Consider the following 25,193-nt stretch of genomic DNA (forward strand, 5'->3'; position numbering starts at 1 on the left):
CCACCTCTATTAGAAAATTTCCATTAATTTATCCAGCTCATCCAGCGTCAAATCGTCGTCACCAAGATCACTCGGGGTCAGTTCCGTTCCATCTTGAGATAGGCAATGTTCAATGATTCTGAGAAGATGCGCTTTAAAGCTGTCACTGAATGTTTGTACTGTTTTTTCATGAAATTCAAGAGAATGATAGGCCAGTGACATCGTCAGTTTTCCGTTTTCGATATATCCGACAACATCCAGCGCATTCGGTTTTTCTGTTTCAGGGCTTAATGACTGTCCTGACGGCAGCTCTGATCTCGTAAACAAACCTGCATCCGACATTTCGTCAAACTGACCTAAATAGTTGAAGCTGACATCCGGCTGAATCGAGAACGCCACATCTTCTTTATGTTCGGGCGCTGTCAAATAGCGCAGAATGCCGTATCCGACTCCCTTATTCGGCACATGTCTGATATCTTCTTTCATTTGCTTCAGCTGGTAGCCCAGATCATCCGCATGCTTCATATCGAGCACCATTGGGTACATACTTGTAAACCAGCCGACTGTGCGGGAAATGGTCAGGTCTTCTATGATTTCTTCACGTCCATGCCCCTCTAAATGAACACTTACTCGATCTTGTCCCGTCCACTCCTTCATTGCCAATCCGAATGCCGTCAGCAAAATATCATTCATTTCTGTGTGATATGCCTCATGCACCTTTGTGGTGAGCTGTTCTGTCTCTTCAGCAGTCAGCGAGAATTCAATTGTCTTTGTATGTTTCATTCGCTGATCACCAGATTCGCGGTCTTTCGGAAGCTTTGCCGCGACAGCTTGTTCTTCAAGCTGTCTCCAATACTCTTTTTCTTTCAAAAAGGCTTTGGAGTTCGCGAAGTCTTGCAATCTCTCTGCATACTCTGCAAATGAATGTGTTTTCTGCGGGAGAACCGGTTCATTGCCTTGCTCAAGCTGTGTATATACTGCGGCGAAATCCTCCAGTAAAATCCGCCACGACACGCCGTCAACCACTAAGTGGTGAATGGCAAGAAGCAAGTGGTCTCCGTCTTCCGCTTGGAACAAGCCTGCTTTTAACAAGCCGCCTTCCTGCAAGTCGATGCTGCTTTGCAAACGCTCCGCTTCTCTCTCTATACGGTCTTCGTAATCTGCAGCTTGGCCCTCAATCTGGATGACCTCCAATTGAGCTGAAGCAGCTTCAAGACCTCTGTTGTATTGAATGACGTCTTCCTGTCCCTCACGGTAGACCATACGGAGCGCGTCATGATGCTCGATCAGCGCCTGCAACGTTTTCTCCACCCGTTCAGGATCAAAGCCCTTCGCGGCGTAAAGCATCACCGATTGGTTCCAGTGGTGCTTGTTCGTGAAGTTCTTTTCAAAGAACCAGCGCTGGATCGGCGTCAGGATGACTTCGCCCTCCACCGGGCCTTGGTCTGCCTGTTTGCCTTCGGCACGCTCTACATACTGGGTAAGCTCTTCGATCGTCGGGTGCTGGAAGAGATCTTTCATTTCCAGCTTCCAGCCGTGCTGGTTCAAGCGGCTCGCCATTTGAATTCCTTTGATGGAATCTCCGCCAAGCGAGAAGAAATTGTCGGTGACACCGACTTCAGACATTCCAAGCACGTCCTGCCAGATGCCGGCAAGCAGTTCTTCCATGTCGGTCGTCGGCGCTTTGTATTCTCCGCTTCCCGCTTCGATGTCCGGCTCAGGCAAGGCTTTGCGGTCCACTTTGCCGTTTGCCGTAACCGGAAGCTCGTCCAGCGTCACCCAGAACGCCGGGATCATGTAATCCGGCAGGGTTTCCTTCAGTGCTGATTTCAGTGCTTCTATGTCAGCTGATTCCGGGGTGACATACGCTGCGATCGCTGTGTTGCCACCTTTATCTTTGACAGCTGTCACCGCCGCATCCTGCACCTCAGAAAGCTGGGCGAGCTGGACTTCAATTTCTGAGAGCTCGATCCGGTAGCCGCGGACCTTGACCTGCTGGTCGATCCGGCCGATGTATTCGATGCCGCCGCCCGTCCATTTCACCAAATCGCCGGTGCGGTACATGCGCTCACCCGGCACAAACGGATCAGCGACAAACCGCTTCGCGGTTTCGTCTTCTCGATTCAGATAGCCTCGTGCCAGTCCGCGCCCCGCCACGCAAAGCTCTCCGGCTACGCCTTCCGGCTGCACCTGATTGCCCTCGCCGAGAATGTATACTCTCGTATTGGCAATGGCCCGTCCGATGGAAAGCGAGCCTTCCTCCGGATGGATTTCTGCGCTTGTGGCAACGACCGTATTTTCTGTCGGCCCGTAGTTATTGACGAGTGTGTACGGCTTTTTCACTGCGCGCTTCAGCTTGTCTCCTCCAGTGAGCAATACACGAAGTGATGTGTTCTCAAGCTCCATGAACTGTTCCGCAAGCTGTGTCGGCAGGAACGTGATCGTTACGCCGTTCGTTTCAAAATAATCGTTCAGGCGGACGATATCGAGGCGGATCGCTTCATCAATGACGTGAAGTTCGGCGCCGATTGTCCAGGTCGGGAACATCTCCCAAATGGAAGCGTCGAACCCGAAGCCCGCGTACTTCGCACTGCGGTCCTCCGCTGTCATGCTGAACGCGTCGTGGTGCCAGAAGCACAGGTTCACAAGCGCATGGTGCTCGACCATGACACCCTTCGGCTGTCCGGTCGTTCCAGACGTGTAAATCATGTACGCCAAGTTCTCCGCGGTTACAGCCGTCTCTGGATTTCCCTCGTCGTTTTCATCAAGCGGCAGGCTTAGAATCGTGCGGCTTCCGTCGAGAAGAATGACGTCTCCTGAGAAGCTATCCGGCACTGAAATGCCTTCCTGTTTCAAGAGGAGCTTCGCGCCGCTGTCCTGTAAAATATACTCAATCCGCTGATCCGGGTAGTCAGGATCAATCGGCACAAACGCCGCTCCGGCTTTCAAGACGCCGAGCACCGCGGCGGACATTTCAAGCGACGGCTTCGTGAGAACGCCGACGCGGTCATCCGGGCTGATGCCGCAGTCCATCAGAATCCGCGCGAGACGGTTTGCCTTCGCATTCAGCTCGCCGTACGTCCAAGACTGGCCGTTGTATGTGACAGCCGGGCGGTCTTTGTGGCGCTGGACAGTCTCTTCGAATAGCTGATGAACCGTTTTGTCTGTCGGCACAGGCAGCGCCTTGCCCTTCCATGCCTCAAGAAGCGCTTGCTTTTCTGTCTCTGTGACCAGTGACAGGCTGGAAAGCGGCTGGTTCGGGTTCCCAGTAACTGCATCTAAAAGCTCCATCCAATATTGCTTCCATCGTTCAATCGTTTCCTGCTTAAACAGAGCTGTATTGTATTCGAGTACGAATGTAAGCCCTCCGTCGGTTTCGTCAACCGTCAGCGTGAGGTCAAACTTGGCTGTTTTCCGTTCAAACGGATGCGGCTCAAGCTGAATCCCTTTCATTGTTAAATCCTTTATATTCGCATTTTGCATTGAAAAAACTGCATCGAATAACGGGTTTCTGCTTGTGTCACGCTGAACTTGAACATTTCCGATCAAATCCTCAAGCGGGTAATCCTGCGCATCAAATGCGCTGAGTGCCGTTTCTTTCACTTCGTTAAGATAGTCAGCAAAGGTCTTTTCACCCTTCGGATACGTGCGAAGCGCCAATGTATTGACGAACATTCCGATGACGCGGCTGACGTCCGCTTGAGATCGTCCGGCCACAGGTGAACCGACGATGATATCGTCTTGCCCGCTAAGTTTTGATAAAAATGCACTGTATGAAGCCAGAAGCACCATGTAAAGCGTGGAATCCGTTTCTTTTGCAAGCCTGCGCAGAGCATCAGCTTTGCCTGCTTCTAATGAAAATGCAATGCGGTCTCCCTCAAATGTTTGAACGGCAGGCCGACTGTAATCAGTCGGAAGCGTCAGCACCGGCAGCTCTCCGTCCAGCTCCTTCAGCCAATGCTCTTCTTGCTTCTTGTAAAGCTCAGACTGAATGAACTGCTGCTGCCACACGGCATAATCCTTATATTGAATACGGAGCGGCTCAAGGGTTTCTCCGTCGTACAGCTTTGAAAGCTCCTCAATCAGCACACCGACAGATGCACCATCAGAAATAATATGATGCATATCGAACAGCAGCACATGCTCAGTGTCTGAATGCTTGATAAGCCCTATTCTGAACAGTGGAAGTTGGTCGATTTTGAAAGGCTTAATAAACTCAGAAACGATCCGCTCTGTCTCTTCTTCCGGGGCTTCGAAATAGGCTATCTCGCACTCAGCCTCTTCCCAGATCCGCTGCACCGTTTCTCCATCTTTTATTTCAAACGTGGTTCTCAAGGCTTCATGACGCTGCATTAACTGCTGCATGACGCTGTTAAGCCTTTCAACATCAAGCTCACCTGTCAGGCGCAGAACCGCCGGCATGTTATAGCTCGTTTGCGCATCCTCAAGCTGCTGAAGCACGTACATCCGTTTTTGCGGTGAAGAAACAGGATACGTATCTTGTTTCTCTGCCGGGCTGATACTTGCGGCTGTCCCTTTTTCAGCAGAGGCAATCACCTGTGCCAAGCCCTCAACCGTCGGTGATTGGAAGAGATCCTTGAGTGACAGCTCAACGCCCAGTTCCTGATGAACCAAGGCAAGCATCTTCATGCCTGCTAATGAATGTCCGCCAATGTCAAAGAAGTGGTCATAAACGCCGACTTGTTCTGCCTGAAGTACCTGTGCCCAAATGTCTGCGACTTTTTGTTCCGTTCCATTGCGTGGCGCAACATATGAAACACCTCTTGAAACGTTGGCATCAGGAATCGGCAGCGCTCTCCGGTCAATTTTTCCGTTCCCTGTCAGCGGCAGCTCGTCCATTTGGATAAATACCGCAGGAACCATATATGCCGGCAAGTCCTTCGCAGCATGCTCTCTCATCTCTTGTGATGAGATGTCTCCCTCTCCGACATAGTAAGCACACAACAGTTTATCTCCCGCTCCTTGATCAACGGCAAGCACAACACTTTCCTGAACACGATCATGGGTTTGCAGCTGATGTTCGATTTCTCCAAGCTCGATGCGCTGTCCGCGAATCTTCACCTGATGGTCGATTCGCCCGATAAATTCGATGTCGCCATTCGGCAGCCATCTCGCAAGGTCTCCCGTTTTATACATGCGTTCGCCGGATGTAAACGGATGGGGAACAAATTTCTCCTCAGTCAGTTCTGGACGGTTGTAATAGCCTTTCACGAGTCCTTCGCCGCTGACGCAAAGCTCTCCGGCAATCCCGGCAGGCTGCACGTGTCCCGTACGGTCAAGAATGTATACTTCCGTATTGCTGACCGGTTTTCCAATCGGAACAGACAGCGTGTGCTCCTCCAATTCATCAACCGGATGATACGTCGCGAAAACCGTGCTTTCAGACGGTCCATACATGTGAAGGAGCTTGCCCTTTCCAACCGTTTGCAAAGCTTTTCTGACATGCTCAACCGAAGCCCGTTCCCCGCCAAACATAATCTTGCGAAGCGTTGACAAGCATGCCGGATTCAAGTCCACAAGCAAGTGGAACAAAGCGGTTGTAATCATGAGAATGCTGATGTTCTCCCGTTCAATGACGCGGGACAGGCGAGCCATGTCCAAAACGGTTTCCTTCGGTATCAGCACCAGCTTGGCTCCGTTTAACAAAGAGCCGAACATATCGAACATAAACGCGTCAAACACGTAATTGGAAAGACCGAGAATCGTATCCTGTTCTGTAATGCTGAGATAATTCGTTTCCTTCACCGTGCGGAGGATATTGGCATGTGTCACGATATTCCCCTTAGGTGTTCCAGTCGTTCCGGAAGTATACGTCAGGTTGGCCATTGCTGCAGAATCAAGAGGCAGTGCGAGATTTCGCGCATCGGCATGATAGCTTTCTTCCTCATCGGCTAGCACGATAACGCCCTTAAATTCCGCTTCTTCCGCCAAAGCCTTTAATTTCCTCTGAGTGAGAAGCACCTTTGCTCCGCTGTCACGGAAGAAATGCTGCATCCGCTGAATCGGATGTTCCGGATCGATCGGAACATAAGCCGAACCTGATTTTAATACTGCCAAGATCGACACAATCATATCCATTGACCGCTCGCATAAGACAGCCGCAGTTCTGCCTTCGCCAGCTCCAAGAGAAAGAATGCCGCGGGCTAAACGATTGGCCCGTTCATTCAGCTCACGATAAGTGAGTGATTCGCCTTCATATTGAAGCGCAGTGTGGTCTGGCGTATTCGCCGCTTGCTCCTCGAACAGCTGAACAATTGTTTTATCTTTAGGATAAGGTGTTCTGCCCGGGTTAAACTGCTGAATTTGCGAAGCGGCCTCCTCTTCAGAAAGAAGCTTATACTCAGAAATCGGCTTCTCTGGATCAGCCGCAGCATCTTCAAGCAAACGCGCAAAATGCGTAAGCAGCCTGTTTGCCGTGCTTTGTTTAAACAGCTTTGTGCTGTAATCCAAATCAAGCTCAATGCCTTCATCGGTTTCTCTCGCCTGCACGGTCAAATCAAATTTGGCAATCTTGAAATTGGTCTCATGAAGAGACAAGGACAGATCGCCGACAGCCGGAATGCCTGCTGTCGCGTTTTGAAGGCTGAACATCGTGTCAAACAGCGGATGCCTGCTAACATCACGCGGGATGTTCAAATCTTCAACAAGCCACTCAAACGGATAGTCCTGATGAGAAAAGGCATCCAGCACCCGTTTGCGGACACGCGAGATCAATTGGGTAAACGTCTCGTCCTGCTTCACCTCACTGCGAATCGCAAGCGTATTGACGAACATCCCGATAATGCCCTCTGTATCGGAGTGATTTCTGCCCGCTGACGGTGTCCCGACAATGATGTCATCCTGTCCCGTATACTTTGACAAAAGCGTATAGTAAGCGGACAGCATCACCATATATAAAGTGGCGCCGTTTTGTTCAGCCAAACGATTGAGGCGATCCTTTACCCCCGCATCCAGCTTGATTGACACCCGATCTCCTTCAAAGCTTTGAACAGGTGGTCTTGGGTAATCGGACAGAAGCTGAAGCACCGGGAGCTCGCCTGCAAAGACTTCCTTCCAATAAGCCTGGTCCTTCTTGTACCCTTCAGCAGCCTGTCTGCTTTGCCATACAGCGTAGTCCTTATACTGGAGACGAAGCTCAGGAAGCTGTTCGCCTTTATAAATGCGTGCTAACTCCTCCAGCATAATGCCAATGGATACACCGTCAGAAATCAAATGGTGCATATCAAACAGCAGCATATGACGGTTCTCTTCAAGCCCCAGCAAACCGATTCTGAACAGCGGAGCTTTCGCCAAATCAAATGTCCGAACGAATGAAGCCATAATTGCCTCATCTGAGCGGCCGCCTCTTTCAATCATCTCAATGTTGAATTCAACGCTGTCGTGAATGTTCTGTCTCGGCGTGCTGTTTTCAAGAACAAATGACGTTCTCAAAGACTCGTGGCGTCGGATTAACCCCTGAAATGCGCGCTCCAGCTTTTGAATATCTAAAGGCCCTTCCAGAATTGCTGCCGCAGGCATGTTGTAGCCGACTCCTGCATCCTCGAATTGGCTGACGATATATGTTCGCTGCTGTGCCAATGAAAGCGGGTAATGCTCCTGTTTTTCAGCAGGTTCAATCACCGAAAATGCCCGGCTTTCTCTGTGATCAGCTTCCTCTGCAAGAGCCGCAATCGTCGGATGCTCAAACAAAAATTGAAGCGGAATCTCGATGCCTGTTTCCTTATGAATCTTTGTTAAAAGGGTCATGGCCTTCAATGAATGCCCGCCCGTTTCAAAGAAATTGTCAAAAATCCCCGCCTTCTCAACGTTCAGCACGTCCTGCCAAATGGCTGCGATTGCTTTTTCAGTCTCATTTCGCGGCGCTGTATAGGCAGTGCCGCTGACAGCCTTCACCTCTAGTGCAAACAGCTTGCGGCGGTCGACTTTGCCGCTTGGCGTAAGCGGAATTTCTGTCACTTCTGTAAAGTAAGCCGGCACCATATAGTCAGGAAGCTGTCTGGCCGCATGCTCCCTCAAACCGGCTGGCGCAAATTCGCTTCCAGGCTTCTGCACAACATATGCGCAAACCTCAAGATTTCCCTGTTCGTCAGGGCGTGCCAAAACAACGGCTTTTGCAACGTCTGGCGCCTGCTGAATCACGGCTTCAATTTCCCCAAGCTCAATCCGGTATCCGCGGACTTTGACCTGGTCGTCCTCTCTGCCTAAATATTCGATTGTTCCATCTGGAAGCCAGCGCACCACATCCCCGGTCCGGTACATGCGATCGCCCGGCACGAATGGATCTTGTAAAAACTTCTCTTCCGTTAATTCAGGCAAATGCAAATAGCCTCGGCCCACACCGTCTCCCGCGATATAAAGCTCACCCGCCACGCCTTCAGGCTGCAGCCGGCCTTTTTGATCCAAAATATATAAGCGGTTATTCCCCAGCGCTTTCCCGATCGGCACATACGCTGATTGAACTGCATTCTCAGGGATAACCGGATGAACAGACGCGTCAACGCACGTTTCAGTCGGCCCGTACACATTAGTCAAACGCGGCGCTGTGCCGGCTTCTTTAAACAGCTTCAGCAGCTTGTCCGCAACAACAGATGACAGGCCTTCTCCTCCGATCAGCATGTGTTTCAGTTTTAGGCCTTCAAAATCGCCTGCTGCTGCCAGCATTTGCAAATGAGCCGGTGTTCCGTCCGTCGCCTCAATGCTGTTCTTCCGATAATATGCAGCAAGGGCGGCCCCGTTCGTCACTGTTTTCTTCGGTACGATATAAAGGGTTTGTCCCAAAAGAAGCGACGCGAAGATCTGCTTCACTGACGCATCAAAGTGGAACGGCGCAAGCAATGCCATCCGCAGGGTTTGGCTGCCGCTTTGATAAATCGTCTGCTGCAGAGATTCAACCAAATGATGAACCTGGCGATGCTCGATCATAACGCCTTTCGGGCGTCCGGTTGTCCCCGATGTGTAAATAATGTAGGCAAGGTTCCGTGCGTTCACATCTGCATTCAGGCTTTCTTCTGCACCTTCCGCAATCGCCTGATCTAAGTCAACCAGCTCAGCATCGGCTTCAGGCGCCGCAACCTTCGATTCAGTCAGGATGAAGTCCGCCCCGCAATCCTCCAAAATATATTGAATGCGCTCAGCAGGAAAACCCGGATCAATCGGCACATAGGCTCCGCCGGCTTTTAAAATCCCCATGATAGCTGTAATCATCCGTTCAGAACGTTCAATCAAAACCGCAACAGGACTGTCCGGGCCAACCCCTTTCTGTTTCAGCACATTGGCGATGTGTGCGGATTGTTCATGTAACATTCGATAGGACAATGTACGACCTTCAAATACAACCGCTGGATGATCTGAAAGCTGCTCAGCCTTTTCTTGGAACAGTTCCGGGATCGTCATGTCCTTACGGTAGCTCACAGATTCACCGCCGGCCCTCGCAAGCAGCTTCTCTTTCTCCGCATCAGAAATCATCGTTAATTCATCAATTGTATGTTCTGGATGCGTTAACGCGTTCTCCAGCATCGTAATCATGCGCTCACAAATCATGTTGATTTCTTCACGTGAAAATAAATCAGTGCGGTAATCAAAATCGATGGTGAGTTTCCCAGTATCCCATCGATCCTTCACATGGATCGAGACATCATTTAATCCGCTGCCGCTGAAAATCGGCTCAGTCAAAAAGGCAAGGTCCTCTTCTTTTTGCCACTGCATCACCTGATATTCAAGAGAAACAGTAAACAGCTTGGTCAGAGAGCTCTTTGTTTCACGCAAATCGTTGATCAGAAGATTATACGGGTACTTTTGGTGGCGGAGTGTCTTCATGAGATCCTTCATCCGGTCTTTGACAAATTCTGAAAAAGCCTGCCCGCCGTCAATGTTTGTCCGAAGCGGAACCGTAGAAACAAACATGCCAAGCATCTGCTTCTCTTTCGCATTTGTCCGGTTGCCCATAAAGGTTCCCGTCACAACATCATTCTGGCCGCTGACCCTGTACAAATAGGCGGCGAGCAGCGATTGAAATACCGAAAGAACACTGACTTTATTCGCCTCACAAAACGACAGAATCTGCTTATGAAGCGCTTCAGGCACATCTTTAGAGAACCTCTCAGCATCTAAACTTCCCCCTGCGGATGCATTCCGTTTCAGGGAAACAAGTTCAGGCACCGATTCAAATTGCTTGTTCCAAAACGCCTTGTCCTTTTCAAACCGCTTCGATTGAGCATAGTCCTGTTCAGATAAAACATGATCGATAAATGAATGCGAGATTCCTTCTTTTGTCTCTGAGCCGCTGGCTAATTCTAAATAAATGTGCATGATCGCATTCCCGAGAATATTCATGGAGATACCATCAGAAATCACGTGATGAACATTTGCGTAAAACCACACTTCATTTTCCTTTATGGTGAACAAGGAAAAACGGAACAAATCACAATCGTATAGCGGCAAAGGTTTCTTCGTTTCCTCCCGGCTCCATTGTGAAATAAACTCTATCGCATTCGGATCTTCAGTAGTGTCAGTATGTTTTATATCAACAGGCCGATACTCGCTAATATATTGAACAGGCTCCCCGTTTTCATCTAGCCGCAAACGAAGGCGCATGGCGTCATTTCTGCGAATAAACTCTTGAATCGCCTGCTCAACAAGCACATAATCAATCGCATCAGCTGAAACCAGCTTACCAATCCCCGCAAGATTTGAAATGCTCGTGTGAGGATAAAATTTTTCTGTGTACCAAATTCGTTTTTGTGCATCCGTTAAAGGGTAAAAAGTTATTTCCATATTGTCATACCTCCCCTAATCTTTATAAGCAGTGAACATGTGCAACGCATTTTCTCTTTCTTATCCATATCAGCTTTTAATTCTTATGAACTAACAGCCGAAATAGCCCAAAGTACTACACTTAAAAAGCAGTACTTCCAAACAAAAAAACAGATTGCCGCTATAAAAACGGGCAGCCGTCAGTCAGCATTGCGGCGTTTAACATAAGCGGATAAAGACCGCAAGATCCCCTATCCTAATAGGAAACAATTTTGGCTATTTATTCATTGTTTTCAATATTTTTTATCTTACTACCGTTCACTTTAAATGAAAAAAATGTTTTTATCACCGAAAAATGGGTGAAAAGTTTCATGCGGGATGCCGAAAGATTCCAGTTTATTTACAGGGATATTTTTGCGGGATGCCGCAATCATTTCCACTAAACATTATTTACAGAAAAATAAAAATTTTTAAACCGAACTGCTGCGTTCAATCTTTTTTTATTGCTGACTGCAATTTACAATCTTTACATGACTATGTGTACCGCGCAAAAACCGAAAAAAAGGCAAAAAAAAGACACCCTTGCGAAGAGCGTCTTACAACGATTCTTTCATGACATTTTTGTCGATATCAATCAATTCCATATAGCCTTTCCCCCACTCATACATGGCTTCAAGAATAGGCATGAGGCTTTCTCCGTGCGGGGTCAGAGAATATTCAACCTTCGGCGGGACAACCGGATACACTTCCCTGTGAACAATCATATCCTGCTCAAGCTCTCTCAGCTGATTCACGAGGATCTTCTGCGTAATATCAGGAATCAATGTTTTTAATTCATTGAACCGTTTTGTGCCTTCTTTTCCTAAATGCCATAAAATGAGCATTTTCCATTTACCGCCAATCACTGCAAGCGTTAATTCCTTCTCACAATTAAACCTTTTGTCGTCCATCCGGCTCAATAGAATCCCCCCTTAGTAACCTTTTTGTATGTTAGATACGTATCATCACTTACTTACTTTTTTGCAGACTCTTTTTTCATTATACTCACTCATAAAATCAAGCGAAAGAAATCTGATTGCCTCTCCTCACAGTATCCTCCAAGTAACTTGTTGACTTCAAAGTGCCTACTTCTCAACAAAAGAGGGAACCTATAGAATGAACAATAATTCGAAAAAGGGAGTGGATCAACAATGGAATTACAGCTTGCATTAGACCTCGTCAACATTCCAGAAGCCATTGAGCTTGTCAAAGAGGTAGAACAATACATCGACGTAGTTGAAATCGGAACACCGGTCGTCATTAATGAAGGCCTAAGAGCCGTTAAAGAAATAAAAGAAGCATTTCCTCAATTGAAGGTTCTTGCAGACCTGAAAATCATGGATGCCGGAGGCTACGAAATTATGAAAGCGTCGGAAGCAGGCGCTGACATCATCACCGTTTTAGGGGCTACAGACGACGCAACGATTAAAGGCGCAGTAGAAGAAGCCAAAAAACAAAAGAAGAAAATTTTAGTGGACATGATTAACGTGAAAGATATCGAGTCCCGTGCGCAAGAAATTGACGCACTCGGTGTTGACTACATCTGCGTCCACACTGGCTATGATCTTCAAGCAGAGGGCAAGAACTCTTTCGAAGAATTAACGACAATCAAAAACACCGTAAAAAACGCAAAAACCGCAATCGCGGGCGGCATCAAACTTGATACACTACCAGAAGTGATCCAGCAAAAGCCTGACCTTGTCATTGTCGGGGGCGGAATTACAAGCGCAGCTGATAAGGCGGAAACAGCTTCAAAAATGAAGCAGCTGATTGCCCAAGGATAACTCCGATGAAAACGACTGAATACGTAGCGGAAATTCTCAATGAGTTACACCGTTCAGCAGCTTATATTTCTAATGAAGAGGCTGACCAGCTTGCCGATCACATTCTTTCATCCCACCAAATTTTCACTGCGGGTGCGGGGCGGTCTGGCCTGATGGCAAAATCCTTCGCGATGAGATTGATGCACATGGGCTTCAACGCCCATATAGTAGGTGAGATTCTCACTCCGCCGCTCGCCGAAGGAGATCTAGTTATTATCGGCTCAGGATCAGGCGAGACAAAGAGCTTGATTCATACCGCAGCAAAAGCAAAAAGCTTACACGGAATTGTTGCAGCTTTAACCATCAATCCGGAATCAAGCATCGGAAAACAAGCGGACCTCATCATCAGAATGCCTGGTTCTCCTAAAGACCAGTCAAACGGAAGCTATAAAACCATTCAGCCAATGGGATCATTATTTGAACAAACTTTGCTGCTCTTCTATGATGCAGTGATTTTAAAACTCATGGAGAAAAAAGCACTCGATTCTGAAACTATGTTCACTCACCACGCAAACCTTGAATAGCATCACACAACCGGCCTGAAAATCAGGCCGGTTTTATTTTTTAAAAATAAAACTTTAAACCCAAAAACCCGATAAGTAATATGACCTATAAATCATAAAAGGAGGAATTATGTTGATAAAACGATTTAAGATGAAGCTAGGAACTAAAATTCTTTGCCTCGTTTTCGTGGTGATTCTTTTGTTTTCGGCATCAGTTGGCACTGTGATGCTTAAAGAAATTACAGAAAGCATGAAACAAATGGCAACTGAAAAAGCGAAAGGTGATCTCGCTTTAAGCAGCACATATATTGATGATGTCATGTCAGGCGACTGGCAGGTGAAAAACAATAAGCTCTATAAAGGGCAAACACAAATCAATGGAAATGAAGATATTGTTGATCTGCTTGGTGAAAAAACAGGTGATACCATTACCATTTTCCAAGGCGATACTCGTGTTGCAACCAATGTCATGAAGAATGGCGAAAGAGCTGTCGGCACCCAGGCTTCTTCTGAAGTTATTGCCGCTGTTTTAAAGAAAGGAAAGCGTTTTTACGGACAAGCAGATGTAGCAGGTTCTTCTTATCAGACTGCATACATGCCGTTAAAAGATCAAAATGGGAACATCATCGGCATGCTGTATACCGGAGCTAATCAAAGTATTTTAGCATCACTTACACAATCACTTTTCACTCAATTCGCTATCGTTCTTGTTATCGTCATTATAGTATCAGTCATCCTTGTTTTGGTTTTCACCAGAAAAATCAACAAGCGGCTGAACGCTTTAAAAAGCGCCTTTGAAAGTGCCGGAAACGGAGATATGACAATAGAGGTGTCAGACAAAACCGGTGACGAGCTTTCAGAACTAAGCGTCTATTATAATAAGATGAGAATGAAGCTGAACGATACCATACAAACCGTACAACAATCAGCCCTTCAGCTTGCGTCAGCCTCTCAGCAGCTCTCAGCCGGAGCAGAGGAAACAAATCAAGCTTCAGAAAAAATCACAGAAGCTGTACAGCAGATTGCAAATGGAGCCCAAGATCAGATCACCCGAATTGAAAACAGTGAAAGCTCATTAAAACAAGCTTCAGCAGACATCCGGGATATTTCTGCAAATACTGCCGCTATCGCTGACAAAGGGCAGCTCGCGCAATCAAAAGCAGACATTGGACAAAAGGAAATTGCAAATGTACAGGCGCAAATGGATGCGATTCACCAGTCAATTCAGAAAAGCGGAGAAATCATACACCAGTTAGACGGCCGCTCTAAACAAATTGAGCAAATTTTATCGGTCATCACCCAAATTGCCGATCAGACAAACCTGCTTGCGCTGAATGCAGCGATTGAAGCTGCCAGAGCCGGTGAACAAGGAAAAGGCTTTGCTGTTGTTGCTGATGAAGTACGTAAATTAGCGGAAGAGTCTCAACAGTCTGCGGGACAGATTTCAAAACTGATCATAGAAATACAAAAGGATATGAACCGGTCTGCAAGATCTGTTGAGCATGTGAAAACAGAAGCTGCAGAAGGAGTCACCATGATCCAGCGCACCAGAGATGCATTTAAGGAAATTGCAGCTGCAACAGGTGAAATCAGCGCCGAGATTAGTGATTTATCAGCATCTGTAACAAACATTTCAGCCAGTGCACATCAAATAAATGATTCCTTTGCAGCCAATACGGCCGACATTAAAGAATCTACTAAAAATACCCGGCAAGCGGCTGCATTAACAGAGGAGCAATTTGCTGCAATGGAGGAGATTACCGCAGCTTCTGAAACACTTTCTCAATTAGCTGAGGAGCTTACCGGTATCATAAGCCAATTTAAAATGATTAATCAAGCCGAAAACGGCTGATGACTTACTATCATTATTGTAAATTGGCAATCGTATTTTGCTGAAAACAAATATTTCGTTCTGCTAAAATTACGATTTCTGCAATAAACTGAGCGTAAAACATAAAATTTAAACCTTTACACCAAATGCTTTCTGGATTACTCTTGTGTCAGTTTTAAAAGCGGGAGGTGAACATCACGACGGACATCATAAAAACAATACTTCTCGTCATCGTCATCATAGCAGCTGCAGCTGTCGGCCTGATAAAAGGAGACTTTTTCTCAGCTGATCAAAAAACGTCTCAAACGAAAGAATATGATGAAACAATCGCCTTCCCATCTGACCGGTATCCCGAAACGGCCAAGCATATTAAGGATGCGATAAATGAGGGGCACTCAGAGGTGTGCACTATCGACAGAGACGGAGCTGAGGAACGCCGCGAGCAATCATTACAGGACGTACCTTCCAAAAAGGGGTATGACAGAGATGAATGGCCAATGGCCATGTGCAAAGAAGGCGGTGAGGGAGCTTCTGTAGAATACATTTCTCCCGCTGACAACCGCGGAGCAGGCTCTTGGGTCGGGCATCAGCTTACCGATTACCCAGACGGCACAAAGGTTTTATTCACAATTCAGTAAACAGTACATAGAGGAGGAACAGCACATTGATCAAATCATGGAAGCCGCAAGAACTTTCGATTTCATATCATCAATTTACTGTATTTCAAAAGGATTCTACACCTCCTGTAATGGATTGGACTGACGAAGCGATTGAAAAAGGATATGCTGCGGCAGACGGAGCCATTTCCTTTGAGGCACAGCGAAATACAAAGGCCTTTATTCTTTTGCGCCTGAACAGTTCAGAAACAGTAAACTCCTACGAAAAAAAAGTGACTGTTCCTTTTCATGTCACAGAAAACGGAATTCATATTGAAAGCATTATGTCTAAAAGACTGTCCTTTGATCTGCCTAAAGGAGACTATCAATTGACATGTTGGACTGTGCCGGCTGAAATGTCAGATTTGCACGCCGACACTTATATTATTGATGCTGTTTCTGTGTAATGAAAAACCCCTGAGAGAATAACTCTCAGGGACTCTTTATAAACTTTCTCCGTTTGTCTTGATGACATCTTGATACCAATAAAAGCTTTTTTTCTTCAAGCGTTTTAAATCGGATGTGCTTTCTTCATCACGATTGACATATACAAATCCGTATCTTTTTTGGTAGCCGTTCAGCCAGCTTAACAGATCAGTAAACGACCAGCTGCAATAGCCGATTAAATCGACACCGTCACTGATGGCTTGTCTGCATTGCTCAAGATGCGAACGCAAATAATCAATTCGATAATCATCCTGTACAGTGCCGTCCTCAACTTTATCAAATTCACCCAAACCGTTCTCTGTTATAAACACTGGAAGCTGATAGCGGCTTGTAATTCGGCGAAGACCGATACGCAGCCCAATTGGGTCAATTGTCCAATCCCAGTTGCTCGTTGTCAGATGCGGATTTTTTTTCGTTTTGAACACTCCGGGTATCCCCGTCTCCTGATTGGTTCCTTTTTGGCCTGTCGTATTCATTTTCCCTTCTGACACACCATCAAGCGGATTTCGTTCATAGGTGATCGTCTGATAATAATTGACACCTACAAAATCAGGCTTCCCTTTGGCGAGCAGGTCCATATCTCCTGCTTCAATTGTCGGCGCCCATCCCTGTTTTTCCAAGTAGCGGAATGGAATTTGCGGGTAGGTTCCCCAGCAATACATGTCAAGCCACCAATTGTTCGTAAATTCTTCGGCGTTTTCAAATGCCAGTATATCCTCTGGATGGCTTGATAAAGGGTAAGCCGGAGAATAAGCAAAGCTAGGACCTATTTTGCCTTCAGGCACATATTCTCTAAATGATTCGATGGCTTTTGCATTAGCCAGAAACGCAATATGGTTTGCTTCGTAAAATCGTTTTCTGTCTTTCACTCCAGGCGGATGCATGGCTGTAATAAATCCGTGATTAAAATTGTAGTTCTGTTCGTTTAACGTAACCCAATATTTCACCCTGTCTCCAAAACGTTTATAAAGAGTAATACAGTAGTGATTAAAATCCTCTATGATGTTTCTGGATTCAAACCCGCCGTATTCGTCCATAAGCGCTTGAGGCAAATCCCAGTGATATAAAGTCAGAACCGGCTCGATGTGATGAGAAAGCAATTCATCAATCAGTCTATCGTAAAACGCTAGACCTGCTTCATTGATCTCTCCTTTTCCTTTTGGAAAAACCCGTGGCCAGCTGACGGAAAATCGATACGCTTTTAACCCCATCTCAGCCATCAGAGCGACATCTTCTTTAAATCGGTGATAATGGTCAACCGCAATGTCGCCATTGGTTCCTTTAAACGTTTTGCCCGGTATTTTCGTAAACACATCCCAAACAGAAGGGCCTTTGCCATCTTCATTCCAAGCGCCTTCAATCTGGTACGCTGCAGAAGCAGAGCCCCACAAAAAATGTTTCGGAAAAGATTCTGGATGCTGGTGGATCATAGTGTTTATCACTCCTGAATTATTTGATAAACCTATCATAGGCTATGAAACGCGTTTCATATCAACTTGAAGTTAGTCGCGGAACAGCTCAGCTAATATTTTTTCTCTTTGTCCAAGAAAATATCGTGTTAATTGAACATGCTCTGTATTCTCATATTCAATATGATGTATTCTTCCACCATCAAAGCTTAAAATATTAGCATTGGGATAGCCCAGTAGGATTGGGGAGTGAGTCGCAATGATCATCTGTACATTTCCGCCCTTCACCAAATCATGTATAACTCTCAAAAAAGCTAATTGTCTAGCTGGAGAAAGTGCTGCTTCTGGCTCATCTAAAAGGTAAATCGCTTTCTCTTTAAAACGATGACGGAATAGAGACATAAAGGACTCTCCATGTGATTGATTGTGTAGCGGCCTCCCTCCATAGGAACGGTATGGCTGAGGAGCATCTAGTTCCATCTCATCCAGATGAAGAGAAAGATGATAAAACGATTCAGCCCTTAAGAAGAAGCCATTTGTTACCTTTGGAAGCCAAGATAAACGTATATAATCTCCTAAATGGGAATCTGACTCCCGTAATTCATAGACATTATTTCGGCTTCCGCCCGCTGTATTGAATTCACACTTATCTGCTATCGCTTCAAGCAAAGTAGATTTTCCAGATCCATTTTCCCCCACAAAAAAAGTCACTTGGCTAGTAAATAAGATGTCATTTAATTGACTTATAGCCGGGATAGTAAAAGGAAATCTGTCAAAGTCCAAAATCTTATCTCGAAGAAGAGTAACCTTTTTTAAAAACATAGCATCTCCTTTCTATACTCAGTTAAATAATATATTGAGAAAGATCTTCTGCATCCATAAAAACATAGCCCATCCTAGTATTCCAACACATAATGCAAACCAAAACGGCACATGAATTTTCAGCAAAAAAGCCAAAATAGCTAGTAAACAAACTGTAGCTGGGATTCCTGTAAGCACACCAGATGCAAATTGACTTAATTGAGCTGTTTTTTCACCTTGTATTTGCATCCAAAAAAGGCTTAATAAACTGACCAAGGGCAAAGCAGCAATGATGCCGCCATAGGTCGGATGTCTTTTTGATATTTCAGTAACAAAACCGATAATCAACGCAGAGATGATTACTTTACTTAAAACTGCCATTGTTTAGCTTCCCTACTTAAAAGTTCAAATGCCTGTTCAAGTAATTTCTTTTCTGATGTGCTCATTCGTTCAATTATTTCTTTTAATTTCTCTTTATCTAGCTGTGTATGCTGTTCAAGAACAGATCTTCCTTCTTGTGTTAAGAAAACTAAAACTTTTCGTTCATCCTGTTGACTTCGCCGTTTAGCTATAAATCCCTTTTGAATCAAACGTTTAGTATGCTCTGACGCTGTATTGTGAGAGACAGACAAGTATTCAGCCAAAGCTCCTATTGTCGCCTCACCTTGCTTTTCAATATGCTGCATAATCCGTATTGCCTGGTGAGAAATATTATCTTTATGTTGATAATGTAATAAATAATAAATATCTGTCCACTGCTGATTAAGTTTAGAGATTAAATCCATCTCCATCATTATACACCCCATTTATATCTTATTATAAGATATAATCAACAAAAGCGATATATTTTTTGGAAAATTCATTCAGTAACTTTTAACAATAAAAAAGCACCCAATTCCCATTGGATGCTTACCATTTTAATGTCTTTTTTCAAATTTATGCGGATGAGGATGGTGCTTTGGAACAAAGCCGTTTTGTTTCATCATTTCAAAGTGTTTGTCCAAGTGATTTTTGATGTGTTCTCCTCTTTCTTTAGGCAGGACACCATATTGTACATACTTTGAGATCACGTCTTTGCGCTTTTTAAGAATCTCTGCTTCCAGTTGTTCAATCTCTTTCTTTTGCTGATCTGTCAGTGTAACATTTGCGGGAGGCTGCTGCTGTTTTTCAGCGGCCTCAGCTGTACCGGTCAGAGAAATGACAGCCGCTGCAATGAACATTGTGATGATGTTGATGGTTATTCGTTTCATCCAGTTTATTCCTCCAATCTATTTTTCATATGTTTTGCTGCCTTGTATTTTTTATGCATAAAAATAAAAAGAGCGAACCATTATTCGCTCTTTCTAATCTCTTCGTCAGCATTAAGTTCTTCTTCACCTGGCGTCGCATAAGTGACATACGTTCCCGCGATTAAATCATGCAGGGTCCGTTTGTCTTCTCGTACGGCAATCAGAATCAGGCTGGCGATCAAGCCGAGTCCGAAGGTTATAACGTAAACCAGGCCGGCTACAATAACCCGTAAAAACATTGTTAACAAGCTGACTTGTGATCCGTCTTTTTTTACGATTCTGATTCCGCAGATTCTTTTTCCGATAAGGTAGCCGCGCCAAAACACCGGCAGCAAAATAGAGTACAGCAGAACAACCAAACTGATGAACATGCTGTCATTCGGGTCTTTTCCTGTAATCAGCCAATAGATCAGCAAAAGAGGCACGGAGACTATAATGTAGTCTAACAATGCTGCTCCAAGTCTGATCCAAAATCCAGCTGGTTTGTAAATGTTCATTTGACTCCCCATTATGGTTTAAATGTTTCCATTTTCTTTCTCATCGAATATATCATATGCCTTAGGGGCATCAGCAAGACTTAAATTATTCTGAAGATCGGTTTCATGTCTCTTGACCATTTCTTCCGGTATTGGCATAGATGAGTGACGGGTCTGCTGCATCCTTCACTTTCACATGCGTTTCCTTGGTACGTCTGGCATTCATCCTTGGACAACTCCTTTTTTCATCACCTCTTCCCTTCATAGACGCTTTTAAACACCCACACATGCCTTTTGTATACACAATTCGAACTTTTTGAAAACGCGATCAACATATTGCAACCCCTTATGTTCAATGCTATCTTTTTAGTTGATTAACAGATTGGGGGAACTATAGGTGAAATCATTCATGCATTCCAAAGCCGTTATATTCAGTTTCACAATGGCTTTCTTTCTTATATTGGCAGCCTGTTCCGGCAAAAATGAAGCCGATTCCAAGGATACAGGCTGGGAGCAGATTAAGGATAAAGGGAAAATCGTAGTCGCTACATCAGGCACGCTTTATCCCACTTCTTATCATGATACCGACTCTGGCTCCGATAAGCTGACGGGCTACGAGGTTGAAGTCGTTCGTGAAGCGGCAAAACGCCTGGGACTGAAGGTTGAGTTCAAGGAGATGGGCATTGACGGGATGCTGACAGCGGTGAACAGCGGACAGGTTGACGCAGCCGCGAATGACATCGATGTGACGAAGGACCGCGAGAAGAAGTTCGCATTTTCTACTCCATATAAATATTCATACGGTACGGCAATTGTCCGAAAAGACGATTTATCAGGGATTAAAACGCTTAAGGATTTAAAAGGGAAGAAAGCGGCTGGCGCGGCTACAACCGTCTACATGGAGGTCGCGAGAAAATACGGCGCCAAAGAAGTGATTTATGATAATGCGACGAATGAGCAATATTTAAAAGATGTTGCCAACGGACGCACTGACGTCATTTTAAACGACTATTACCTGCAGACACTTGCGCTCGCGGCATTCCCGGATCTCAACATTACAATTCATCCTGACATCAAGTACATGCCGAACAAACAGGCCCTTGTCATGAAAAAAAGCAATGAGGCACTTCAGAAAAAGATGAACGAAGCATTGAAAGAGATGAGCAAGGATGGCTCTTTGACTAAACTGTCGAAACAATTCTTCAATAAAGCAGATGTATCAAAAAAAATTGATGCCGACGTTCAGGACGTTGATTTGTAATCGGACGCCATGATCAATAGCATTCAATGGGAATATATTTTCAACACAAAGCTGGCTATTGAATCGTTCCCTTATGTCATAAAAGGCATTGGGTATACACTGCTCATCTCTTTTGTAAGCATGTTTGCGGGAACTGTGATCGGCCTGTTCATATCACTCGCCAGAATGTCAAAGCTTGCTTTGTTAAGATGGCCGGCGAAGCTCTATATCTCATTTATGCGGGGCGTTCCGATATTGGTGATTTTGTTTATCCTTTATTTCGGGTTTCCTTATATCGGCATTGAATTTTCCGCTGTCACGGCTGCTTTAATCGGCTTTAGCCTAAACAGCGCCGCCTACATTGCGGAAATTAACCGTTCAGCCATTTCATCCGTCGAAAAAGGACAGTGGGAAGCCGCATCCTCGCTGGGTCTTTCCTATTGGCAGACGATGAGGGGCATCATTTTGCCGCAATCGATACGTATTGCGCTGCCTCCGCTTGCCAATGTATTGCTCGACTTAATCAAGGCATCATCTCTCGCTGCGATGATTACAGTGCCGGAATTGCTCCAGCATGCGAAAATCATCGGGGGCAGAGAGTTTGATTATATGACCATGTATATTCTGACCGCTCTCATTTATTGGGCCATCTGCTCCATTGCCGCGGTCTTTCAGAATATCCTTGAGAAAAAATACGCTCATTATGTTTAAACAAACGTTTCATTAAAAAAAGCCGTTCCCCAGGGGACGGCTTTTTTTCTATTGATTCAGCTTCCATTTAAACGGGTCCTCAAACAGCGACCAGTCGGAATCAAATTCATATTCAGTCAGCAGGCATTGATCAAGCTCTTTCGTAATCGTTTCTTCATCTAGGTCAGTTCCGATAAAAACTAGCTGCGTTAGGCGGTCACCGAACTCCGGGTCCCACTCCTCCAGGATTTCCGGCTCCTGCTGTTTGACTTGCTCCTGCTCAAGCTTCGGCAGCGCCGCCACCCAATAAGATACAGGCTCAATCGTAACCGACGGACCTGCTTGCGACATCAGCAAAGCGAGGTTGTTATGAGATGCGCACCAGACGATTCCTTTGGCACGAACCACGTTCTTTGGCATTTGATCTATCCATTGATAAAACCGTGTAGAATGAAACGGCAAACGTCTCTTATATACAAATGAAGAGATACCGTATTCTTCTGTTTCCGGGGTGTGTTCCGCATGGCCTGCCGTCAGCTCTTGAATCCAGCCGGGCGATCCGCTCGCTTCCTCGAAGTTAAATAACCCTGTATGCAAAATCTCCTGCGGTTTTACATTTCCTTTGACGGAACGAATGAACCTGGCTCTTGGCTGCAGTTTACGAAGAACGTTTTCAAGCTGTTCGAGCTCTTGCTCGCTGACCAAATCACATTTATTTAAGATCAGTACATCGCAAAACTCAATTTGATCGATCAAGAGGTCGGCGATTTCTCTTTCATCCTCTTCCCCCAATGCTTCTTTGCGGTCCAGAAGGCTTTCGCCTGACTGATAATCATGCCAAAAACGGTTGGCATCAACCACCGTCACCATCGTATCCAGCTGACAAAATTTTGTAAGATCGATTCCCATCTCTTCATCGATATAAGAGAAAGTCTGGGCCACCGGGATCGGTTCGCTGATTCCTGTCGATTCGATGACGATATAATCAAACCGTCCGTCTTTTGCCAGCTTCTCAACTTCAATTAATAAGTCTTCGCGAAGCGTGCAGCAAATGCAGCCGTTTGACATTTCCACAAGCTTTTCATCTGTTCTGGAAAGGCCCCCTTCCTGCTTAACCAAGCCCGCGTCAATGTTCACCTCGCTCATATCGTTTACGATAACCGCTATTTTCAAGCCTTCGCGATTTTGCAGAATGCTGTTCAGCAATGTTGTTTTTCCCGCACCTAGATAACCGCTCAGTACGGTAACCGGAATTTTTTTCATAATAGTGCCTCCATTAAAATAGAATGATTACGATTTAAATTGAATACTTCGCCGTATGTACAATGGTGTAGAGCAGCTTTTCGCGCTCTTTTCTCGCTCCACCCGATTTCTAAATCAGTAAAGGCTCCAACCGCGTTTAATCCTTTTTCCCCATCGCAAATCCTTGCCGACAATCGGAAAACAGCAGCTTCATAGGGCAATTGCTCCACTTGCGTTGCTGAACCGATGGAAAGCGCAAATATCTCATCAGAAAGTAGCTTGGGTTTCGTTTCCAGTTTTCAAGAGACGCTTCATGGGGATCAATGACAGCAAGATCCTTAGCCTTTCCGCTTTTCACAGATACAGCCAATGATAAGCCCTTTATCGCAAAACGTAATTGTTACGATTTAAATTGTATGGTCTTTTTTCCTTTTTGTCAACGGTTTTCAATTCAGCTGATCACCACTTTTGTATGTTCAGGGATATTTTCATATACCCATTTCGCATCTGGAATGGTCAGCCTGATACATCCGTGAGATGCTTTCGTTCCTAGTTGTTCTGCTTCCGTTTTGATGACTTTTTGATCCTTAGTCATTGGCACACTATGAAATAAAAATTCACCGTGATTTTTCCATGATACCCAGTATTCTGCGCCTTCCTGGTATCCTTCGGAGAAAAACCATTCTCCCCGTTCAGGCTCTACATAAAAGGTGCCCTTTGGCGTAGCATCATCTTTTGTTTGATCAAGACCAGAAGAGATCATCATTGTATAGATGGTGTTGCTTCCTTCCTTGATGTAAGCCTTCTGCTCCTTCACATTCACATCAATCCAGACATGCTTCTGTTTAATATCCGGGTACTCTCCGCCCGAAGGCTTTGTCCAATCAATGCTTGTTTTTGCTGTTTTTCGAACGTCCGTTATGTTTTCGACCGTTTTCTTTGTATTGATACTTGCGTGTTCTTCTGCATGATCGGAGCAGGCTGACAGCAGGATGGCTGGCATAAGAACTGCAACAATGAATAATGAGAGTTTCATATTTTATCCACTTCCTTCGAAAAACACAGCTTCGCATAGGCATCGTGGAGATGGATCGATTCTTCATTGCGGCATTCAATCTCAAAGGCTGACACCCATTCAAGCTCAAACAAATCTGCAGCAATCAGCCGGGCGAGATCCTCAACAAACCTCGGATTCTCATAGGCCGTTTCTGTCACCGCTTTTTCATCAGGGCGCTTCAATACCGGATGCAGTCTCGCAGAGGCATTTGATTCTGCGGCGTGAAGCAAATCAGCTTTAACATCACTTGGCAGCGATGCGGCCGGATGAATATCGGCCCAAATGCTGACCGTTCCCCTCTGATTATGGGCACTGTATTCGCTGATTTCCTTGGAGCAAGGGCACAGAGTCGTTACTTTTGCTGAGATGCCGGCACGCTGTTTAAACGGCTGATCTTTGCGATAGGTGACAGACATGAATATATCAGCATGCATCAAACCCGCTTTCTCAAGCTTCGGGCTTTTCCGTTCGAAAAACCACGGAAACCTCACTTCAACTGTGGCAGATGATATGTCCATGTTTTCTGCAAGCTCTTTCGTAAATTGCTGAAGAGAGGAAAATGAGAGAACCCAGCCGTTTTGATGATAGACTTGCAGCAGCTCTGTTAACCGGCTCATATTAATCCCCTTCTGATTTCTCGGCAAATTACAAGTCATTGTAAAGTTCGCAGCCGTTGTTTGCTCGGCAGGCATCATGGCAGAAGTGATTGTCACTGGATGGGACACATTAGCGACACCTACATGCTGAATGTCAAAAAAATAATCCTTCCTGATATTTTGCAGGTCCTTCATTTTCTCTTTTTCCACTGGTTTCTCGCCTTTGATCGGACTGACCGATCCAAAGTATTGAAGACGCTCCGTTTTTTTCGGGAGCAGCGTATGTTGATTCATTCAGAAAACTCCTCTCACTAACAAATCGTAATAATTACTATTTATTTT

Annotated in this window: 18 protein-coding genes and 2 pseudogenes; 7 read left to right on the forward strand and 13 right to left on the reverse strand. The window is 45.5% G+C overall.

The genetic code is table 11. From position 1 onward, the window contains the following. Nucleotides 1–9 precede the first annotated feature (9 nt). Complete coding sequence (gene srfAA, locus M1D94_RS19290; protein ID WP_424935135.1) at nt 10–10,773, reverse strand: surfactin non-ribosomal peptide synthetase SrfAA; 10,764 nt, start codon at nt 10,771–10,773, stop codon at nt 10–12. Nucleotides 10,774–11,348: 575 nt separating this feature from the next. After that, on the reverse strand, nt 11,349–11,711 hold the full coding sequence (hxlR, locus tag M1D94_RS19295; RefSeq protein WP_003246265.1) for a transcriptional activator HxlR: 363 nt from the start codon (nt 11,709–11,711) through the stop codon (nt 11,349–11,351). Between the two features lie 231 nt (nt 11,712–11,942). Here hxlR and hxlA point away from each other — a divergent pair, with 231 nt between their 5' ends. The 5 genes from hxlA (at nt 11,943) to nin (ending at nt 16,011) form a co-directional block, all read left to right on the forward strand. Then, nucleotides 11,943–12,575: a 3-hexulose-6-phosphate synthase gene (gene hxlA / locus M1D94_RS19300; RefSeq protein WP_021481819.1), complete on the forward strand. Its 633-nt coding sequence runs from the start codon at nt 11,943–11,945 to the stop codon at nt 12,573–12,575. Nucleotides 12,576–12,580: 5 nt separating this feature from the next. Next, the gene (gene hxlB / locus M1D94_RS19305) at nt 12,581–13,138 is read left to right on the forward strand and encodes a 6-phospho-3-hexuloisomerase (protein ID WP_021481820.1); all 558 of its coding nucleotides are present in this window, start codon (nt 12,581–12,583) and stop codon (nt 13,136–13,138) included. Between the two features lie 109 nt (nt 13,139–13,247). Next, entirely contained in the window at nt 13,248–14,969 is a 1,722-nt protein-coding gene (gene tlpC / locus M1D94_RS19310; RefSeq protein ID WP_021481821.1) for a methyl-accepting chemotaxis protein TlpC, read from the forward strand. Nucleotides 14,970–15,136: 167 nt separating this feature from the next. Further along, complete coding sequence (gene nucA, locus M1D94_RS19315) at nt 15,137–15,586, forward strand: DNA-entry nuclease (protein ID WP_070548532.1); 450 nt, start codon at nt 15,137–15,139, stop codon at nt 15,584–15,586. Between the two features lie 26 nt (nt 15,587–15,612). Beyond that, the gene (nin, locus tag M1D94_RS19320; RefSeq protein ID WP_021481824.1) at nt 15,613–16,011 is read left to right on the forward strand and encodes a DNA-entry nuclease inhibitor; all 399 of its coding nucleotides are present in this window, start codon (nt 15,613–15,615) and stop codon (nt 16,009–16,011) included. A 36-nt stretch (nt 16,012–16,047) separates the two neighbouring features. Here the strand turns inward: nin and bglC are convergent, their stop codons facing one another. The 7 genes and pseudogenes from bglC to M1D94_RS19355 all read right to left on the reverse strand — a co-directional run bounded on the left by bglC (nt 16,048) and on the right by M1D94_RS19355 (nt 20,262). Then, the gene (gene bglC / locus M1D94_RS19325; protein WP_123373936.1) at nt 16,048–17,481 is read right to left on the reverse strand and encodes a 6-phospho-beta-glucosidase; all 1,434 of its coding nucleotides are present in this window, start codon (nt 17,479–17,481) and stop codon (nt 16,048–16,050) included. Between the two features lie 72 nt (nt 17,482–17,553). Continuing rightward, nucleotides 17,554–18,282, reverse strand: a complete 729-nt coding sequence (locus M1D94_RS19330; protein ID WP_021481826.1) for an AAA family ATPase — start codon at nt 18,280–18,282, stop codon at nt 17,554–17,556. An 18-nt stretch (nt 18,283–18,300) separates the two neighbouring features. After that, complete coding sequence (locus M1D94_RS19335) at nt 18,301–18,642, reverse strand: DUF3147 family protein (RefSeq protein ID WP_032724911.1); 342 nt, start codon at nt 18,640–18,642, stop codon at nt 18,301–18,303. Further along, nucleotides 18,630–19,052 (reverse strand): MarR family winged helix-turn-helix transcriptional regulator, encoded by a 423-nt coding sequence (locus M1D94_RS19340; RefSeq protein WP_170939093.1) that lies wholly within the window; start codon nt 19,050–19,052, stop codon nt 18,630–18,632. The genes M1D94_RS19335 and M1D94_RS19340 overlap by 13 nt, the downstream gene beginning before the upstream one ends. A 126-nt stretch (nt 19,053–19,178) precedes the next feature. Continuing rightward, nucleotides 19,179–19,511: a YckD family protein gene (locus M1D94_RS19345; protein WP_021481829.1), complete on the reverse strand. Its 333-nt coding sequence runs from the start codon at nt 19,509–19,511 to the stop codon at nt 19,179–19,181. Nucleotides 19,512–19,591: 80 nt separating this feature from the next. Next, nucleotides 19,592–20,047 carry an RDD family protein gene (locus M1D94_RS19350; protein WP_064672016.1) on the reverse strand — a complete coding sequence of 152 codons (456 nt, stop codon included), beginning with the start codon at nt 20,045–20,047 and terminating at the stop codon, nt 19,592–19,594. Between the two features lie 18 nt (nt 20,048–20,065). After that, nucleotides 20,066–20,262: pseudogene (locus tag M1D94_RS19355) on the reverse strand (hypothetical protein). Between the two features lie 161 nt (nt 20,263–20,423). Here M1D94_RS19355 and M1D94_RS19360 point away from each other — a divergent pair. Both M1D94_RS19360 and M1D94_RS19365 read left to right on the forward strand, forming a co-directional pair. After that, nucleotides 20,424–21,287: a transporter substrate-binding domain-containing protein gene (locus M1D94_RS19360; protein ID WP_080474532.1), complete on the forward strand. Its 864-nt coding sequence runs from the start codon at nt 20,424–20,426 to the stop codon at nt 21,285–21,287. A 9-nt stretch (nt 21,288–21,296) separates the two neighbouring features. Continuing rightward, nucleotides 21,297–21,977: an amino acid ABC transporter permease gene (locus tag M1D94_RS19365; protein WP_003234624.1), complete on the forward strand. Its 681-nt coding sequence runs from the start codon at nt 21,297–21,299 to the stop codon at nt 21,975–21,977. Between the two features lie 48 nt (nt 21,978–22,025). Here the strand turns inward: M1D94_RS19365 and zinU are convergent, their stop codons facing one another. From zinU to folE2, 4 genes and pseudogenes are all read right to left on the reverse strand, one after another. Beyond that, a complete protein-coding gene (gene zinU, locus M1D94_RS19370; protein ID WP_321541279.1) occupies nt 22,026–23,219 on the reverse strand; it encodes a zinc metallochaperone ZinU in 1,194 nt (397 codons plus the stop codon). Nucleotides 23,220–23,246: 27 nt separating this feature from the next. Beyond that, a pseudogene (locus M1D94_RS19375) lies at nt 23,247–23,393 on the reverse strand (hypothetical protein). 256 nt (nt 23,394–23,649) lie between these two features. Then, on the reverse strand, nt 23,650–24,234 hold the full coding sequence (locus M1D94_RS19380; protein WP_321541278.1) for a L,D-transpeptidase: 585 nt from the start codon (nt 24,232–24,234) through the stop codon (nt 23,650–23,652). Then, nucleotides 24,231–25,145 (reverse strand): GTP cyclohydrolase FolE2, encoded by a 915-nt coding sequence (gene folE2, locus M1D94_RS19385; protein ID WP_116316132.1) that lies wholly within the window; start codon nt 25,143–25,145, stop codon nt 24,231–24,233. Before folE2 ends, M1D94_RS19380 begins: the two co-directional genes overlap by 4 nt. Between the last annotated feature and the right edge of the window lie 48 nt (nt 25,146–25,193).

The sequence above is a fragment of the Bacillus sp. JZ109 genome (assembly GCF_053903135.1).

What these genes read in the sequence shown, in the direction of transcription:
- zinU (WP_321541279.1), bottom strand. Translation starts at nt 23,219, where the DNA reads ATGAAAAAAATTCCGGTTACCGTACTGAGCGGTTATCTAGGTGCGGGA.
- bglC (WP_123373936.1), bottom strand. Translation starts at nt 17,481, where the DNA reads ATGATCCACCAGCATCCAGAATCTTTTCCGAAACATTTTTTGTGGGGC.
- M1D94_RS19345 (WP_021481829.1), bottom strand. Translation starts at nt 19,511, where the DNA reads ATGAAACGAATAACCATCAACATCATCACAATGTTCATTGCAGCGGCT.
- M1D94_RS19335 (WP_032724911.1), bottom strand. Translation starts at nt 18,642, where the DNA reads ATGGCAGTTTTAAGTAAAGTAATCATCTCTGCGTTGATTATCGGTTTT.
- hxlA (WP_021481819.1), top strand. Translation starts at nt 11,943, where the DNA reads ATGGAATTACAGCTTGCATTAGACCTCGTCAACATTCCAGAAGCCATT.
- hxlB (WP_021481820.1), top strand. Translation starts at nt 12,581, where the DNA reads ATGAAAACGACTGAATACGTAGCGGAAATTCTCAATGAGTTACACCGT.
- M1D94_RS19340 (WP_170939093.1), bottom strand. Translation starts at nt 19,052, where the DNA reads ATGGAGATGGATTTAATCTCTAAACTTAATCAGCAGTGGACAGATATT.
- M1D94_RS19380 (WP_321541278.1), bottom strand. Translation starts at nt 24,234, where the DNA reads ATGAAACTCTCATTATTCATTGTTGCAGTTCTTATGCCAGCCATCCTG.
- srfAA (WP_424935135.1), bottom strand. Translation starts at nt 10,773, where the DNA reads ATGGAAATAACTTTTTACCCTTTAACGGATGCACAAAAACGAATTTGG.
- M1D94_RS19330 (WP_021481826.1), bottom strand. Translation starts at nt 18,282, where the DNA reads ATGTTTTTAAAAAAGGTTACTCTTCTTCGAGATAAGATTTTGGACTTT.
- folE2 (WP_116316132.1), bottom strand. Translation starts at nt 25,145, where the DNA reads ATGAATCAACATACGCTGCTCCCGAAAAAAACGGAGCGTCTTCAATAC.
- M1D94_RS19350 (WP_064672016.1), bottom strand. Translation starts at nt 20,047, where the DNA reads ATGAACATTTACAAACCAGCTGGATTTTGGATCAGACTTGGAGCAGCA.
- M1D94_RS19365 (WP_003234624.1), top strand. Translation starts at nt 21,297, where the DNA reads ATGATCAATAGCATTCAATGGGAATATATTTTCAACACAAAGCTGGCT.
- tlpC (WP_021481821.1), top strand. Translation starts at nt 13,248, where the DNA reads ATGTTGATAAAACGATTTAAGATGAAGCTAGGAACTAAAATTCTTTGC.